Here is a 16,465-nt window from a genome sequence, read left to right on the forward strand (position 1 = left end):
CGTCCACTCCTGCGCCACACCTTCGAGCCGTGACAACAAGGTGCGCTCAGCTTCAAGCTCTAGTGATTTGATCTGCTCGCGCATGCCGGCCACCACCGCATCGTCGACGGCCCGCGCTTTCCATTGCAGGCGCAGGGTTCGCAGCGGCTGCACCACGTCGATATCCCACGGCGCGGTCAAGGCCTTGAGCAGACGTACGCGCGGTTCATCGCAGGTCACCGCGCGCTGCTCCAGCCACAAACCGCAGAGCAGCAGGCAGACATTGGCGCCCGCCCTTTGCAATTGCAGGCAGGCATCTTCCACGCCCGGCCGGACGTAGACATCAAGGGCAAAGCTCCACAGGTCAGAGGACATCGTGCTACTCGCGCCAGTTGTGAGCGAAGCTGGTAGACTCCGCCGCCATTATGATCCGACTTCAGAACCTGACTTTACAGCGTGGCCCGCAACGTCTGCTAGAAGACGCCGAGCTGACCCTGCACGCCGGCCACAAAGCCGGCCTTATCGGCGCCAACGGTGCCGGCAAATCCAGCCTGTTCGCGTTACTGCGCGGCGAGTTGCACCCGGATTCGGGCGACTGCCTGCTGCCGGCCGACTGGCGTATCGCGCATATGCGCCAGGAGGTCGACACGCTCGAGCGCCTGGCGGTTGATTATGTGCTCGATGGCGACCTGCGTCTGCGCGAGGTGCAACGCGAGCTTGCCGCCGCCGAGGAGGCCCACGACGGCACCGCACTGGCGCGCCTGCACGCCGAACTCGACAGCGCCGACGGTTACACCGCCGATGCGCGGGCGCGCAAGCTGCTCGCCGGTCTTGGGTTCACCAATGAGCAGATGGACCGTCAGGTAGGCGATTTCTCCGGTGGCTGGCGGATGCGTCTGAATCTGGCGCAGGCACTGATGTGCCCGTCGGATCTGCTGCTGCTCGATGAACCGACCAACCACTTGGATCTCGACGCGATCATCTGGCTCGAAGAGTGGCTGAAAAGTTATCCGGGCACCTTGTTGCTGATTTCCCACGACCGGGATTTCCTCGACGAAGTGGTCGATCACGTCGCCCATGTCGATCAGCGCAAACTGACCCTCTACCGGGGCGGCTACACCGCGTTCGAACGCGCCCGCGCCGAGCGTCTGGCCCAGCAGCAACAGGCCTACGAGAAGCAGCAGGCGCAGCGTGCGCACATGGAAAGCTACATCGCCCGCTTCAAGGCGCAAGCGACCAAGGCCCGTCAGGCGCAGAGCCGGATCAAGGCGCTGGAGCGCATGGAAGAATTGTCGGCGGCCCACGTCGATTCGCCGTTCGACTTCGTCTTCCGCGAGTCGACCAAGATCTCCAGTCCGCTGATCGACCTGTCCGATGCGCGCCTGGGTTATGGCGACAAGACCATCCTCGAGAAGGTCAAGCTGCAACTGACCCCGGGTGCGCGGATCGGTCTGCTTGGGCCGAACGGCGCGGGTAAATCGACGCTGATCAAGAACCTCGCCGGCGAGCTCGAACCGCTGGCCGGGCGCCTGACCCGTGGCGAAAACACCGTGGTCGGCTACTTCGCTCAGCATCAGCTCGACTCGCTGGATTCCAAGGCCAGCCCGTTGCTGCATTTGCAGCGTCTGGCGCCGGGTGAGCGCGAGCAGACCCTGCGCGACTTCCTCGGCGGCTTCGACTTCCGGGGCGCACGCATCGATGAGCCGGTGCTGAATTTCTCCGGTGGCGAGAAGGCCCGTCTGGCCCTCGCGCTGATCGCCTGGGAGCGGCCGAACCTGTTGCTGCTCGACGAACCGACCAACCACCTCGACCTGGAAATGCGTCTGGCGCTGACCATGGCCCTGCAGGAATTCAGCGGTGCGGTGCTGGTGGTTTCTCACGATCGGCACTTGCTCAAGAGCACCACCGACAACTTCTATCTGGTTGCCGACGGCAAGGTCGAAGAGTTCGATGGCGATCTCGAAGACTACGCACGTTGGCTGGTGGAATACCGTCAGCGCAATGCGCCGGTCAGCAACACGCCGGTCAACCCGGACAAGACCGACAAGAAAGCGCAACGCCAAGCGGCGGCAGCGTTGCGTCAGCAACTGGCGCCGCACAAGCGCGAGGCTGACAAGCTTGAAGCCGAGCTGGGCAAGCTGCACGAGAAACTGGCCAAGGTCGATGCCAGCCTCGGTGACAGCGATATCTACGAGCCGGCACGCAAAAATGAATTGCGTGATCTGCTCGCCGAACAGGCGAAATTGAAGGTTCGTGAAGCCGAGCTGGAAGAAGCCTGGATGGAAGCCCTGGAAACCCTGGAAAGCATGCAGGCGGAGCTGGAGGCGTTGTCCTGATGGAAGCCTTCAAGCTGCCCTTTGCGGCGGTGTGGGTCGAGCCGATCTGGTTCACCGCGCAGATTCTGCTGATTCTGCTGGCCGGTTACCTGACCCAGCGTTTCGTCGCCAAAGGTCTCACTCGCCTGGGGGAGCGCTATCCGTTTCCGCCGCAGTTGCTGATGCCGCTGCGTGGCGTGTTGCGCTGGCTGATCATGGGCAGCGCGCTGCTCTTCGTGCTCGAGCGCCTCGGCGTTTCGGCCACGGTGCTGTGGACTGCGCTGTCGGGATTTGTCGCAGTGGCGGCGGTGGCGTTCTTCGCCATGTGGAGCGTGCTGTCGAACCTGCTCTGCGCCATTCTCATCTTCACCGTCGGGCCGTTCCGCCTCGGCGACGTGGTCGAACTGGTCGACACCACCGACAAGCCTGGCGTCAAAGGCCGGGTGATCGCAATCAATCTGCTCTACACCACGCTGGTCGAGGCCGAAGAACTCGGCACCGGCAGCGCCATGGTGCAGGTGCCGAACAGCCTGTTCTTCCAGCGATCGGTGCGGCGTTGGCGCGGGACCGATGTGTTTCCTTCCAGCGGGTTTGAGAAGTAGCTTTTTCAGCAAGATCGCAGTCTTCGGCAGCCCCTACATTTGGAATACGATCCCTGTAGGAGCTGCCGAAGGCTGCGATCTTTTGCTTTTAGCCCCAAACAGCATTAGTTTTGACGACTTGTCACAAGCATCAGCCGAGGTGTGCGATGGAGCTTCAAACATGGCTGGCATTTTTTGCCGCCTGCTGGGTGATCAGCCTGTCCCCGGGCGCGGGCGCCATCGCGTCGATGTCCAGCGGTCTGCAGTACGGATTCTGGCGCGGCTACTGGAACGCACTGGGCCTGCAGATCGGTCTGGCGGTGCAGATCGCGATTGTCGGCGCGGGTGTTGGCGCTGTGCTCACCGCTTCGGCCACAGCGTTCCATGCGATCAAATGGTTCGGTGTCGCCTATCTGGTTTACCTGGCGATCAAGCAATGGCGCGCGCTGCCCATGGACATGAGCGATGACGCCGCGGTTCGGCCGATCGGCAAGCCACTGGCCCTGGTGTTTCGCGGCTTTCTGGTGAACATCAGCAACCCCAAGGCGTTGGTGTTCATGCTCGCGGTATTGCCGCAGTTCATCAATCCCCATGCGCCGCTGCTGATTCAGTATCTGGTGATCGGCGTGACCATGGTGTTCGTCGACCTGATTGTCATGGCCGGTTACACCGGGCTGGCGTCGAAGGTGCTGCGCCTGTTGCGCACGCCCAAGCAGCAGAAGCGCATGAACCGCACCTTTGCCGGGCTGTTCATCGGCGCAGCGGCATTCATGGCGACGTTGCGCAAAGCGGCGGCGTAAAACCCTCGGGCACAAAAAAGGCGACCTCAAGAGGTCGCCTTTTTCATTTCTACCGAGACATCGGGGCAAGCGAGCTTTTGTGGCGAGGGGATTTATCGCCGTTGGACTGCGCAGCAGTCCCAATCGTCTTGAATCAATAGCGAGGGCCGCTTCGCGACCCAACGGGGATAAATCCCCTCGCCACAGAGCCCTTCGCCACAAAAGTCCTCAGATCCGGCTCAGCGTAAGATCACCGGTGCCGTATCACGCGGCAGATTGTTGCGCTGCGGCGCTTCACGCGGCTGCTCATAACCGTCACCACCACCGAGCTGCATGCTCAGTTGCCCGGCCACGTCTTCGCCCAAGGCCTTGGACACCTCACGCACCACCCGCGGACGGTTCAGCGAGATCTTGATGTCGCGATGGTTAACCAGTTTGGTGTCCTGCGCTTCACCCATCGCCGTGAAGGCCGAGGTGATCTCGTAGGTCTTGGTGTTGATCAGGCTGAAATCCGCCACCAGCGTCAGGCCCAGCACCGCCGAGTAGCTGTCGGTGTGCGCCAGCTCGTTGATGTCCTGGGTGAAGTCGATGTCGGACACGGTACCGAACAGCACGTAGTCGGCGCCTTTGAAGTTGCCGGCCTTGATGCGCTTGATCACGTCATACACATCGCCTTTGGATGAGGCGGTATAAGGCGTGCCCTGCACCAGCTGAAACATGCCGGTACGCAGGATTTCACCCTTGATGTCGCCGGTGAATTTGCGCAACTCGCCCTGTTCGATATAGCTGGTGGTCGCTTCGATCTCGTTGTAGCTCGAAGAACCGCTGGCGCTGTAGTAACTCTCGCGGTGATTGCTCTGCGCCGAAACGATGTGGATGTATTGCTCCACGCGCTCCTGATACGCCAGATCCGTCACCGCGACTTTCGGGGCCGCCTGCGCGCTGAACGCGCAAGCCAGGGCCATCATGCCAATCCATGTGCGCATCGATCAACGCTCCGTGGTTTTGCGGATCTCTTTTTCGTCCATCCACTCGGCCAGACCGCTTTCGACGTCGATCAACTGCAGGCTGAATTTGTAGAAGACGTCCTTGTAGTCGCTGCTGCGCTTGACGATCGAGCTGATCGAGCCTTCGATGCGGTACTTGGCGGCAACCATGTTGCCGGTCTTGGCCACGGTGCTTTTCTTGTACAGGCCGCTCTGGTTTTGCAGCTTGAGCTGGTCAACCTGGCTCTGCATCGCATTGTTGTCGCTGGCGAAGCGCGCAACACCGGTCTTCATCAACTGAGTCTTGATGCTGGTGGTGATTTCGCGGGTATCGATGTACTCGCTGGTCTTGTTCTTCACATCGTAGACCTGAACCACCGGACGGCCCTGCAGAATGCCGGACTGAGCCAGCGAGCGGGTCATCGACTCGGCGATCATTTGCAGGTCGGTCGAACCGAATTCGTTGGTCACGGTTTCAACAGCCTTGGTGTCGCCGTAGCTGATGTTCTTGCTGCCCAGGGTCGGCGAGGTGTTGGCGCAACCGGAGGCGAGCAGGGCGATGACGGCGATGCAGGAAAAGCGTGCAAACATGAGAAAGCTCTCTCAATCAGAAATAGGGTGGCGGGCTTAAGGCGTCTTGATTTCCAGACGGAAATCCACGGCTTTCGGGGTCGGCGCGATGGCCTGAATGAAGCTGGTCTGGGCGCCGTACATCATCTGGCTTTTCCACACTTCTTCTTCGGCAACCGGGAAACCTTCGGCGCCAAGCCAGGCGAAGCGGTAGTAGAAAATCTTGTTGCTGTTGAGGGTGTTGCTCAACTGCACGTTGACGGTCATGAAGCCGTTTTCACGAGCCACGCGCATGGCGCCGACGACGATGTGTTTCTGCGGGCCCATGGCCACGACTTTGCTCGCGGCGCTGCCCGGCTCCGGCGGTGGCGGGGTGGCGCAGCCTGCCAGCAAGGCGAGGGCGGCGACGGCGATGATCTTCAAGCGCATTGCAAAGACTCCGTTCTTAAGGTTGTTTGAGGCTGGCGACGTTGGTCGCGGCAGCGCTCGGCATTACGTGAGCAGCGATGCCGCCAGCGAATACCTGGTTGCCCACGGCACGCAGGCTGATCACTTGGTAGCGCTGGTCGACAGTGACCTTGACCACCGAGCCGCCGACGGCGCTCGGCAGGGTAACCTGATGCTCACCTTTTTTCAGGCGCAGACGCACCACTTGGGTGTTGTCCGGCAGGGTGCGCCATGTACGGGTATCGGCACCTTCGAGCACCGCTGAAGAAATCCCCACGGCGAGACCGGCCAGCGGGTTGGTTTCGTTGATCTGCTTTTGCGCCACGCCTTTGGTGATTGCGCGCACGGTGGTGCGCACGATGATCCCCGGCATGTCATCGCGCAGAGCGCGGCGGGACATGGCGGTGGTGCTGTTCAGCGCGGTCAGGTCGACTTGCTTGCCGTCGACACCGATCTGCGCAAACGGCGCGGTGGAGGTGTCCGGTTTGATGATCGGGAACGACAGCGGAGTGATCACCACGTTGTTGGAAATCGGCAGCGGCAGCGGCACGCGAATCGAGTCGCGGGCCGGGGCCAGACCGCTCTGCACGACGATGAGAATGTCGCTGTCATCGGATTTGGAAGGCTTGTCGAGATTGACCAGCGCCTGCTCGAGCAGCGGCGTGTTCGGGCGCAGTTCGGCAGCCTTGCGATAACCCGGCGCGGCCAGATCCTTCTCGCCCAGGGCTTCGTAAACGAAACCGGCCAGGTAATGGCTGAACGCACTCTGGTAGCTGTTCTTCAGGCCGACCACTTCCGGCGCGTCGAGGCTGGCCACCGGATAACCCTGCAAATCCTTGTACTGGGTCTTGATGCCTTCTTTCTCGGCCTCTTCTTCGCTCTTGAGGTATTCCTTGTCGCGCAGATCGGCGATCACTGCTTCGCGTTCGTGGGTCTTTTTGATCGCCGTGCGGGCGCCATCGAAATCGTTGACCGCCAACAGGTTCAGGGCCATCTGCGTGGTCAGCATGACTTTTTCGTAGTCATAGCCTTCGTAGCGACGCACCTTGTCGTTGACGATGAAGCTGCCGAACTGTGCCAGGTACTTGGCCGAGTCGAGCTTGACCGCGTCTTCCCACTGACCGACCACCTGATCGGCACTGCCCCAGGCGTTCTGGCTGCCCGACAGGTCGCCCTTGGCGCGCAGCAGTTCACCTTTCTCGAAGTAATAGAGCAGGTCTTTGTCGGTGCCGGTGTTGTTCTTTTCCAGCAGGGTCAGCGCGGCGTCGACGTTGCCGGATGCCAGTTGCTGATTGGTCTGGGCCAGTTCGGAATCGTAGTTGCGAAACGCTGCGCAGCCGGACAACAGCGTGACAGCGCTGAGCGCGAGCAGCATGGGAGCGCGGAATGCCATGGGTACTTCTTCCCTGAGTAACAAAACTTGCAGCCGCGTGTGCTGGTCGGGCTGGTGTGACCTATCGACGGCGGCGCTGGCCTCCTGCCAATTCCTCATGGGTGAGGAGCTTTTGATGCCGGCTCGCTGGGCGAGGGCGCGGCATTATAAACGTGGCGTGATGGCTATGTAATAGCTTTTTGGGTGCATTTTTAGATGCGGTGCCATCACTTCTCCGCAGAAGCGGGTTTATCCGACGCGGGTTTTTGATTCGGTACAAAGGCTGATCCGACGGTATAGACCTGATCCCGGAATACCCGCAGGTGCAGAATCTGGCGGTCCTGGTCGACGCGCATTTCAAAAGGGTGGTCGATGGACGCAGGCGCAAAACGGAAGGTATGCAGGCCTTTCTTCAAGCGCAGGCGGGCGACCAGCGTCTTGTCCGGCAACGCTCGCCAGGTGCGGGTGTCGGCTTCTTCGAACGGATCATGCTGAGTGACGATCAACGAGGCTTTCGCCGGGTTGCGCTCGTTTTCCTGCGCTTGACCGATGGCGGCCATGTTGGCGCGGAACATCGCCCGCGAGATGATTTGCGGCATGTCGTCGCGCAGTGTGCGCATGGACATATCGGTCACGCTATTAATCACCACCAGCGGCTGTTTGCGACCGTCTACGGTGATATGGCTGAAGTTGGGCGTAACTGCGTCCGGCACCATCACCGGGAATGAAATGGGCGCGATGATGACCAGCGTTTCGTTCAGACGAACCGGGATCGGCACTTGCACTGAGCTGCGAGCCGGAGCCAGGCCACTCTGGATAATCAGCAACACATCGCTTTCATCGGCTTTCGCTGGCGGTTTGTCGAGATTGCTCAGGGCCTTTTGCAGCAAGGGCATGTCCGGCCGCAGTTCGATCGCCTGACGATAACCGGCCGCCGCGAGGGCGCGCTCGCCGAGGGCTTCATAGGTGAATCCGGCCAGATAGTGGCTGAACGCACTTTGGTAGCCGTTTTTCAGCTCAACGACGTGCGGCGCATCAAGCAAGGCGACCGGGTAGCCTTCCAGTTCTTTGTAATGGAGAATTTTGCCCTGAGCTTTTGCCTGTTCCTCGGCCGCTTCGTATTGCTTTTCACGCTGGCGGGCGATCAATGCTTCGCGTTCGTGGGTTTTCCTGATGTCTGCGCGGGCGCCGGCAAAGTCATTGACGGATAGCTGGTTCAAGGCCATTTGCGTAGTCAACATGACCTTTTCGTAATCGTAGCCTTCATAGCGCCGCAGCTTGTCGTTGACCAGCATCGTGCCCATTTCATCGCCGAAACGCGCCAGTAATTTCATCGCGCCGGACGGGTTGGCTTCCTCGCGCTGGAAGATCATCCGGTCGGCATTGCGCCAGGCGTCCTGGCTGTCGGGCAGGGCACTGCCAGCGCTGAGGATCGCGCCCTTTTCCAGGTAATACAGCAGATCCTTGTCTTCCCACGGGTTGTTCATTTCCACCAGTGCCAGAGCCCCAGTCAGATTGCCCCGGGTCATTTGCTCGGTGGTCTGCTGCATTTCAAGGTCGTAGTTGCGATAGGCGGCACAACCGCTCAACTGAACAGCGACGCAAAGCAGCAAAACGAACGGAAGACTCCGCATTGAGGTTGATTCCTTGCGCGCAAATGCTCTGGGGCGGGCAGTATAAAGTGGATGGTGGCAAATGGCTGTGATCTTGATCGAACGTGTCGAGGCTCAATCGGCAGCGGATAGTGCGGCAATGCTCGGCGACAAACGCTGCTGCCGTCTGCCGGGTATTTCCTGCCAATCAAAGCGAAACGCCGACAAAGCTTGAGAGAAATGTCTTCGAAGTGAACAATATGTAACTTCGCATTTCCATTTGAGATTCGTTCATGACTGCCTCGTCCCGATTGCTGGCCTGGCTGCTGTTCCCGTTATTGTCCCTGAGCAGCCTGCCGCTGCTGGCCGATACCGTGGAAGGCGCGCCGCAAGCGTTGCACCTGCTCGATTACATCAGTGCCGATTACCCGCCAACGGTCGCGGCAGGCAAAGTCATCGACGATGGCGAATACCGCGAGCAGCTGGAATTCACTCAGGTTCTGCAAGGCTTGATCACTGCATTACCGGCCAAACCGGAAAAAGCCGCGCTGGAACAGGGCGTGGAGTCTTTGCACGCCGCCATCACTGCGAAGCAGGACGGTGCCGATGTCGCCCGTCAGGCCCGACAGCTGGGGGCGAAACTGGCGGTGGCTTATGAAGTCAGCCAGGCACCGATCATCACCCCGGATCCGACACGCGGTGCGCCGTTGTATGCGCAGAACTGCTCGGTGTGCCACGGCGATACAGGTGCCGGCGACGGCCCGGCCGGCCCAGGTCTGACTCCCGCGCCAGCCAACCTGCGCGACGCTGCGCGCATGGATCACCTGAGCCTGTACGCGATCTACAGCACCCTCGGCCAGGGTGTCGAAGGCACCGACATGCCGGCGTTTGCCGATCAGCTCGATGATCGCCAGCGCTGGGATCTGGCCACCTACATTGCCGGCTTCAGTGCCGATGCGGCGGCCGCCAAGTCCGACAAGGTCTACAACATCGCCGACCTGGCCCGGCAGACCCCGGCCGAGGTGCAGGCTGCCGAGGGCGCAGAGGTCGCGGCGACGTTCCGTGCCCAGCGCGCACAACCACCGCAGGTCAAACGCGGTCCGGCGCAGTTGCTCGATTACACCGCCGCCACGCTGGACAAGAGCCTCGCGGCCTACCGCGCCGGTGAACATGATCAGGCCTATGACCTGTCGGTAGCGGCGTATCTGGAAGGCTTCGAGCTGGTCGAAAGCTCGCTGGACAACGTCGATGCCAACGTGCGCAAGGACACCGAAAAATCGCTGATGGCTTACCGGCAGTCGCTGCAGGACGGTCTGCCGGTCGAGCAGGCCGAGCAGCGTCTGAATGCGGCCAAGGCCAAACTCAAGGAATCCGCCGGCCTGCTGGGCAGCGATGGTTTGAGTTGGTCGCTGAGCTACATCTCCGGTCTGCTGATTCTGCTACGCGAAGGCCTGGAAGCGATTCTGGTGCTGGCGGCGATCCTCGCCTTCTTGCGCAACACCGGTCAGCAGTCAGCGGTGCGCAGTGTCAACGTTGGCTGGGGCCTGGCCTTGCTGGCGGGCTTGGGGACCTGGGCGCTGGCGGCGTATGTGATCGACGTCAGCGGTTCGCAACGTGAGTTGCTGGAAGGCGCCACCGCGCTGTTTGCCAGCGTCATGGTGTTGTGGCTCGGCGTGTGGATGCATGACCGCCGTCACGCGGCGGCCTGGCAGGATTACATCAAGAGCAGCCTGGTCGGCGGCGGTGGTCGTTTCGGTTTTGCGATCCTGGCGTTCTTCTCGGTGTACCGCGAATTGTTCGAGGTGATTCTGTTCTACGAAACCCTGTGGCTGCAGGCCGGGCCTGCCGGGCACAACGCGGTGCTGGCTGGCGGTGCCACGGCGCTGGTGCTGCTGGTCGGCCTGGCGTGGGTGATTCTGCGCGGCTCGGCGAAACTGCCGCTGACCTTGTTTTTCAGCATCAACGCCGCGCTGTTGTGCGCGTTGTCGGTGGTATTTGCCGGGCATGGCGTTAAGGCCTTGCAGGAAGCCGGGATCTTCGGCACACGGCCGGTGGCGTTCTTTGAATTCGACTGGCTGGGGATCCATGCCGATGCCTATTCGCTGACCGCGCAGGTGGTGGCGATTGTGGCGATTGCTGTGCTGTATGGGCGCAGTTGGGTGGCGGAGAAACGTCGGGTGTCGGCTGCATAAAGGCATTCGCTGCGCTCATATTCGCGAGCAGGCTCGCTCCCACAGGTTCGGTATGTATCCTGTGGGAGCGAGCCTGCTCGCGAATTTTTTGGAGGCAAGAACATGCGTGTATGGATCGATGCCGACGCCTGTCCACGGGCGGCGAAGGATCTGGTGGTGAAATTCGCGTTAAAGCGCCAGTTCGAAGTAGTGCTGGTGGCCGGGCAGCCACAGATCAAGCCGGGGCTGGCGATCGTCAAATTGATCGTGGTGCCGAGCGGGCCGGATGCGGCGGATGATTATCTGGTCGAGCACGCCGTGCCGGGCGAACTGGTGATCTGCAGCGATATTCCGCTGGCCGATCGGCTGGTGAAGAAGGGCGTGGCGGCGCTGGATCCGCGCGGCAAGGAGTTCGATGCGCAGAACATGGGCGAACGCCTGGCGGTGCGTAACCTGTTCACCGATCTCAGGGAGCAGGGCCAGATCAGCGGCGGCCCGGCACCATTTGGCGAGCGCGAGAAGCAGGCGTTTGCCAATGCGCTGGATCGGATTCTGACCCGGCTCACCCGCAAGCCCTGAGTCTTGCACAATCGCCGTGGGAGCGAGCCTGCTCGCGAAATCTGTGTGTCATACAACCTGATGTTGGCTGATACAACGCATTCGCGAGCAAGCTCGCTCCCACATTTGGTTTCATCTACGGCTAGGGATCAAGCGTCGTTTTCGTGAGTCAGTTCGAGCACGCGGTCGACCAGTTTGTTGATCCCCGAAGCCGCTTCACTGATGGTCTGCGCCAGCATGTACGCCGGGGTGGTGACCAGTTTGCGCGCCTTGTCTTCGACGATTTCGGTGACGGCGCATTCTTCGTGGGTGGCGCCCATCTTGTTCATGGCCGCAGCGGTGTCGGCGTCGTTGCCGATGGTGCAGGTCACGCCCGGGCCATAGATTTTCGCCGCCAGCGCCGGGGAGATGCAGATCAGCCCGACCGGCTTGCCCGCTTCGGCAAATGCTTCGGCCAGGGCCAGCACTTCGGGTTGCACGGTGCAGCCGGCGCCTTCGATGGCGAAGTTCGACAGGTTCTTCGCCGCGCCGAAACCGCCGGGCACGATCAGTGCGTCGAAGTCCTCGACGTCGGCGTCGCGGATATCCTTGACGTTGCCCCGGGCAATGCGCGCCGATTCCACCAGTACGTTGCGCGATTCCGGCATTTCTTCGCCGGTCAGGTGGTTGATCACATGCAATTGCGCGATGTTTGGCGCGAAGCACTGCACCTGTGCGCCGCGCTGGTCGAGGCGCAGCAGGGTGATGACACTTTCCTGGATTTCGGCGCCGTCGTACACGCCACTGCCGGACAGGATCACTGCAACTTTTTTGCTCATGGGCTTCTCTCCAGATTCATGGCGCTCAATGTCCCTCAAATCGTCGCGCGTGGCCATAGGGGCACGGTTGACGCGCGCGGGGGCAGAGCGCTCTCTCAATGGATCGCAACGGCGGCGGGGTGTTCATTATTTGCCTGGGCTGCGCGTGGCAGCCGCCAGCGAATGGCTTATTCGGCTGGCGTTTTCGGCCCGGCAGGAGGGGTCGTTTCGGCCTGGCGCAACTGCTCTGCCTCGGCGGCCTTGGCGAGTTGCTCGTCCTGATAGATTTTCTTCGCCAGTTGCGCATTCTTGAAGCGGCGCCGCAGCCACAGGCCCAGCCCGAGGATCAGCAATGCGCCGAGCACCCACAGCTCGTACTTCTTGATGCTGCCGAGCATGCCTTCCAGCACTGCGCCGAAGTGGTAAGCCGCCGCAGCCAGGGCGGTGGCCCAGATCGCCGCGCCGATGCCGTTGAGCAGCAAGTAACGTCCCGGTGGATAACCGGACAGGCCGATCGCCACCGGCATCACGGTGCGCAGGCCATAAACGAAGCGGAAGCTCAGGACCCAGATGTCCGGATGTTTGCGGATGTGCTCCAGTGCGCGGTCGCCCATCATCTGCCAGCGCGGTTTGCGCGCAAGCAATTTGCGCCCGTGCTTGCGCCCCAGGAAGTACCACAGCTGATCACCGGCATAACTGCCGAAGAACGCCACGACCACCACCAGGTTGATGTCCATGTATCCACGGAACGCAAGGAAGCCTGCGAGCACCAGAATGGTTTCGCCTTCGAAGAACGTGCCGAGAAACAAGGCAAAGTAGCCAAAGTCGTGCAGAAATTGTTGGAGCATTGTCTGGGTGCTGGCGAAATGAACGCGCAGCCTAACCCTTCGGGCACATTCATGAAAGTGTCCAAATGTGTCTCGACGTGAACATTTCCTACATCGACAATGGATTGCGGCTACCTGTCACAGAGCACACATAACTGTCATCTGTTGGTCATAATGGCCGTCTATAACTGTCACGCTCGCCCGTTTGCCCGGGCTCAGGAGTCTGCCGTGAGCTTTACCCCCGCCAATCGTCTGTTCCCTGCCACTCGTCTGCGCCGCAATCGTCGTGATGATTTTTCGCGGCGCCTGGTGCGTGAAAACGTATTGACGGTCGATGACCTGATCCTGCCGGTGTTCGTGCTCGACGGTGAAAACCGCCGCGAAGCCGTGGCCTCGATGCCGGGCGTCGAGCGACTGAGCATTGATCTGCTGCTTGAAGAAGCGGCGAAATGGGTCGAGCTGGGCATTCCGGCGCTGGCGCTGTTCCCGGTCACCCCGCCTGAGCTGAAATCCCTCGATGCCGCCGAAGCCTGGAATCCCGAAGGCATCGCCCAGCGCGCCACTCGCGCCCTGCGCGAGCGTTTCCCGGAGCTGGGCGTGATCACTGACGTCGCGCTGGACCCGTTCACCACCCACGGTCAGGACGGCATTCTCGACGAAGACGGCTACGTGCAGAACGACATCACTGTCGATGCGCTGGTGCGTCAGGCGCTGTCCCATGCCGAAGCCGGCGCGCAAGTGGTGGCGCCGTCGGACATGATGGACGGTCGCATCCAGGCGATTCGTGAGGCCCTGGAAATTGCCGGTCACGTCAACGTGCGCATCATGGCCTACTCGGCCAAGTATGCCAGCGCCTACTACGGGCCTTTCCGCGATGCTGTGGGTTCGGCGTCGAACCTCGGCAAGGCCAACAAGGCTTCTTATCAGATGGACCCGGCCAACAGCGACGAAGCGCTGCACGAAGTCGGTGCCGACTTGTCCGAAGGTGCGGACATGGTCATGGTCAAGCCGGGCATGCCCTACCTGGACATTCTTTTTCGCGTCAAAGATGCCTTCAAGGTGCCGACCTTCGTCTATCAGGTCAGTGGCGAATACGCCATGCACATGGCCGCTATCCAGAATGGCTGGTTGAGCGAAGCGGTGATCCTCGAGTCACTGACCGCCTTTAAACGTGCCGGTGCAGATGGCATCCTGACTTACTTTGCCGTTCGTGCCGCTCAATTGTTACGAGAGCAGAAATAGCCCTCCCAGGAACATTCCATGAATACCGAAGGACTCACTGAAGTTGCCGTAAAAGAAGCTCAGCCGGTGGTCGAGCAAATCACCGAAACCCCGCCGGAACTGGAGCCTGCGCCACCCGCGCCGGTTGCCGAAACCGCTGTGGCGGTACCGGCGATCGCCATTCCCGGCCTGGATGACAGCAGCCTGTACATCCACCGCGAGCTTTCGCAATTACAGTTCAACATCCGCGTGCTGGAACAGGCGCTGGACGAGTCCTACCCGTTGCTGGAGCGGCTGAAGTTCCTGCTGATCTTCTCCAGCAACCTCGACGAATTCTTCGAGATCCGCGTCGCCGGGCTGAAAAAGCAGATCACCTTCGCCCGCGAACAGGCCGGCGCTGACGGCTTGCAGCCGCATCAGGCGCTGGCGCGGATCAGCGAACTGGTCCACGGTCACGTTGACCGCCAGTACGCGATCCTCAACGACATCCTCCTGCCGGAGCTGGAAAAGCATCAGGTGCGCTTCATCCGTCGGCGCAACTGGACGACCAAGCTCAAGACCTGGGTCCGCCGCTATTTCCGCGACGAGATCGCACCGATCATCACCCCGATCGGCCTCGACCCGACGCACCCGTTCCCGCTGCTGGTGAACAAGAGTCTGAACTTCATCGTCGAGCTCGAAGGCATCGACGCCTTCGGGCGCGATTCCGGTCTGGCGATCATCCCGGCGCCGCGTCTGCTGCCGCGGATCATCAAGGTCCCGGAAGAAGTCGGCGGCGCCGGCGACAACTATGTGTTCCTGTCGTCGATGATCCACGCCCACGCCGATGACCTGTTCCAGGGCATGAAGGTGAAAGGCTGCTACCAGTTCCGTCTGACCCGAAACGCCGACCTGGCGCTCGATTCCGAAGACGTCGAAGACTTGGCCCGCGCTCTGCGTGGCGAGTTGTTCTCGCGGCGCTACGGTGACGCGGTGCGTCTGGAAGTTGCCGACACCTGCCCGAAACACCTCTCGGACTATCTGCTCAAGCAGTTCAACCTGAGCGAGACCGAGCTGTATCAGGTCAACGGCCCGGTCAACCTGACGCGTCTGTTCAGCATCACCGGTCTGGACAGCCATCCGGAGCTGCAATACACGCCGTTCACCCCGCAGATCCCGAAACTGCTGCAGAACAGCGAAAACATCTTCAGTGTGGTCAGCAAGCAGGACATCCTCCTTCTGCACCCGTTCGAGTCGTTCACGCCGGTGGTCGACCTGCTGCGTCAGGCCGCGAAAGACCCGCATGTGTTGGCCGTACGGCAAACGCTTTACCGCTCCGGCGCCAACTCCGAGATCGTCGATGCGCTGGTCGACGCCGCGCGTAACGGCAAGGAAGTCACTGCAGTGATCGAGCTGCGCGCGCGCTTCGACGAAGAATCCAACCTGCAACTGGCCAGCCGTCTGCAAGCGGCCGGTGCGGTGGTGATCTACGGCGTGGTCGGCTTCAAGACCCACGCCAAGATGATGCTGATCCTGCGCCGTGAGGCTGGCGAGATCGTCCGTTATGCGCATCTCGGTACCGGCAACTACCACGCCGGTAATGCCAAGCTTTACACCGACTACAGCCTGCTGACCTCCGACGACGCTTTGTGCGAGGACGTCGGCAAACTGTTCAGCCAGTTGATCGGCATGGGCAAGACGCTGCGCATGAAAAAGCTGCTGCATGCGCCGTTCACCCTGAAGAAGGGCATGCTCGACATGATTGCCCGCGAAACCCAGTTCGCCCTCGAAGGCAAACCAGCGCACATCATCGCCAAGTTCAACTCGCTGACCGATCCGAAGATCATCCGCGCGCTGTACAAGGCCAGCCAGTCCGGCGTGCGCATCGATCTGGTGGTGCGCGGCATGTGCTGCCTGCGTCCGGGCATCGCCGGGGTCTCGCACAACATTCATGTGCGCTCGATCATTGGCCGCTTCCTCGAGCACACGCGGGTGTTCTACTTCCTCAACGGCGGCGACGAGCAGATGTTCCTTTCCAGTGCCGACTGGATGGAGCGCAACCTCGACAAGCGCGTCGAGACTTGCTTCCCGGTGGAAGGCAAGAAGCTGCTGACCCGCGTCAAGAAGGAGCTGGAGCTGTACCTGACCGACAACACCCACAGCTGGAGTTTGCAGTCGGACGGTCGCTACATTCGCAACACGCCCACCGGAAACCAGAACCCGCGCAGTGCGCAGGCGACGTTGCTGGAGCGGTTGGGCAGCCCGATATTGCCGGTGAGCAGTTGAGAGCT

15 protein-coding genes are annotated in these 16,465 nt (G+C 61.1%); 7 read left to right on the forward strand and 8 right to left on the reverse strand.

Annotation, left to right across the window (positions count from 1 at the left end):
• Positions 1–354: TIGR02444 family protein (locus tag OQK_RS12005; RefSeq protein ID WP_016772605.1), on the reverse strand; the 354-nt coding region annotated here is incomplete at its 3' end.
• A 50-nt stretch (positions 355–404) separates the two neighbouring features.
• On the opposite strand from OQK_RS12005, the gene OQK_RS12010 reads away from it, so the two are divergent.
• The 3 genes from OQK_RS12010 to rhtB all read left to right on the forward strand — a co-directional run bounded on the left by OQK_RS12010 (position 405) and on the right by rhtB (position 3,675).
• Positions 405–2,315: an ATP-binding cassette domain-containing protein gene (locus tag OQK_RS12010; protein WP_016772606.1), complete on the forward strand. Its 1,911-nt coding sequence runs from the start codon at positions 405–407 to the stop codon at positions 2,313–2,315.
• Positions 2,315–2,896, forward strand: a complete 582-nt coding sequence (locus tag OQK_RS12015; RefSeq protein ID WP_016772607.1) for a mechanosensitive ion channel family protein — start codon at positions 2,315–2,317, stop codon at positions 2,894–2,896. The genes OQK_RS12010 and OQK_RS12015 overlap by 1 nt, the downstream gene beginning before the upstream one ends.
• 146 nt (positions 2,897–3,042) lie before the next feature.
• Positions 3,043–3,675 (forward strand): homoserine/homoserine lactone efflux protein, encoded by a 633-nt coding sequence (gene rhtB, locus OQK_RS12020; protein WP_016772608.1) that lies wholly within the window; start codon positions 3,043–3,045, stop codon positions 3,673–3,675.
• 218 nt (positions 3,676–3,893) lie between these two features.
• Here the strand turns inward: rhtB and OQK_RS12025 are convergent, their stop codons facing one another.
• From OQK_RS12025 to OQK_RS12045, 5 genes are all read right to left on the reverse strand, one after another.
• The gene (locus OQK_RS12025) at positions 3,894–4,640 is read right to left on the reverse strand and encodes a hypothetical protein (RefSeq protein ID WP_016772609.1); all 747 of its coding nucleotides are present in this window, start codon (positions 4,638–4,640) and stop codon (positions 3,894–3,896) included.
• A 3-nt stretch (positions 4,641–4,643) separates the two neighbouring features.
• Positions 4,644–5,231: a penicillin-binding protein activator LpoB gene (gene lpoB / locus OQK_RS12030; RefSeq protein ID WP_016772610.1), complete on the reverse strand. Its 588-nt coding sequence runs from the start codon at positions 5,229–5,231 to the stop codon at positions 4,644–4,646.
• A gap of 36 nt (positions 5,232–5,267) precedes the next feature.
• Complete coding sequence (locus tag OQK_RS12035) at positions 5,268–5,639, reverse strand: YcfL family protein (RefSeq protein WP_016772611.1); 372 nt, start codon at positions 5,637–5,639, stop codon at positions 5,268–5,270.
• Positions 5,640–5,655: 16 nt separating this feature from the next.
• Positions 5,656–7,050 (reverse strand): COG3014 family protein, encoded by a 1,395-nt coding sequence (locus OQK_RS12040; protein WP_016772612.1) that lies wholly within the window; start codon positions 7,048–7,050, stop codon positions 5,656–5,658.
• 206 nt (positions 7,051–7,256) lie between these two features.
• A complete protein-coding gene (locus tag OQK_RS12045; RefSeq protein WP_016772613.1) occupies positions 7,257–8,663 on the reverse strand; it encodes a COG3014 family protein in 1,407 nt (468 codons plus the stop codon).
• A gap of 251 nt (positions 8,664–8,914) precedes the next feature.
• Here OQK_RS12045 and OQK_RS12050 point away from each other — a divergent pair, with 251 nt between their 5' ends.
• Both OQK_RS12050 and OQK_RS12055 read left to right on the forward strand, forming a co-directional pair.
• Positions 8,915–10,813, forward strand: a complete 1,899-nt coding sequence (locus OQK_RS12050) for an FTR1 family protein (RefSeq protein WP_016772614.1) — start codon at positions 8,915–8,917, stop codon at positions 10,811–10,813.
• A gap of 102 nt (positions 10,814–10,915) precedes the next feature.
• Entirely contained in the window at positions 10,916–11,371 is a 456-nt protein-coding gene (locus OQK_RS12055) for a YaiI/YqxD family protein (protein ID WP_016772615.1), read from the forward strand.
• A gap of 128 nt (positions 11,372–11,499) precedes the next feature.
• On the opposite strand, the gene elbB is transcribed toward OQK_RS12055, so the two are convergent.
• Both elbB and OQK_RS12065 read right to left on the reverse strand, forming a co-directional pair.
• Positions 11,500–12,168 (reverse strand): isoprenoid biosynthesis glyoxalase ElbB, encoded by a 669-nt coding sequence (gene elbB / locus OQK_RS12060; protein WP_016772616.1) that lies wholly within the window; start codon positions 12,166–12,168, stop codon positions 11,500–11,502.
• Positions 12,169–12,335: 167 nt separating this feature from the next.
• Entirely contained in the window at positions 12,336–12,995 is a 660-nt protein-coding gene (locus OQK_RS12065; RefSeq protein WP_016772617.1) for a DedA family protein, read from the reverse strand.
• 207 nt (positions 12,996–13,202) lie between these two features.
• Between OQK_RS12065 and hemB the strand changes: the two genes are divergently transcribed.
• Together hemB and ppk1 are read left to right on the forward strand one after the other, a co-directional pair.
• Entirely contained in the window at positions 13,203–14,216 is a 1,014-nt protein-coding gene (gene hemB / locus OQK_RS12070; RefSeq protein ID WP_016772618.1) for a porphobilinogen synthase, read from the forward strand.
• Between the two features lie 18 nt (positions 14,217–14,234).
• The gene (ppk1, locus tag OQK_RS12075; protein WP_016772619.1) at positions 14,235–16,460 is read left to right on the forward strand and encodes a polyphosphate kinase 1; all 2,226 of its coding nucleotides are present in this window, start codon (positions 14,235–14,237) and stop codon (positions 16,458–16,460) included.
• The last annotated feature ends 5 nt before the right edge of the window (positions 16,461–16,465 follow it).

It is taken from the genome of Pseudomonas sp. R62, from assembly GCF_000257605.1.
In the GTDB taxonomy this organism is placed as follows: domain Bacteria; phylum Pseudomonadota; class Gammaproteobacteria; order Pseudomonadales; family Pseudomonadaceae; genus Aquipseudomonas; species Aquipseudomonas atacamensis.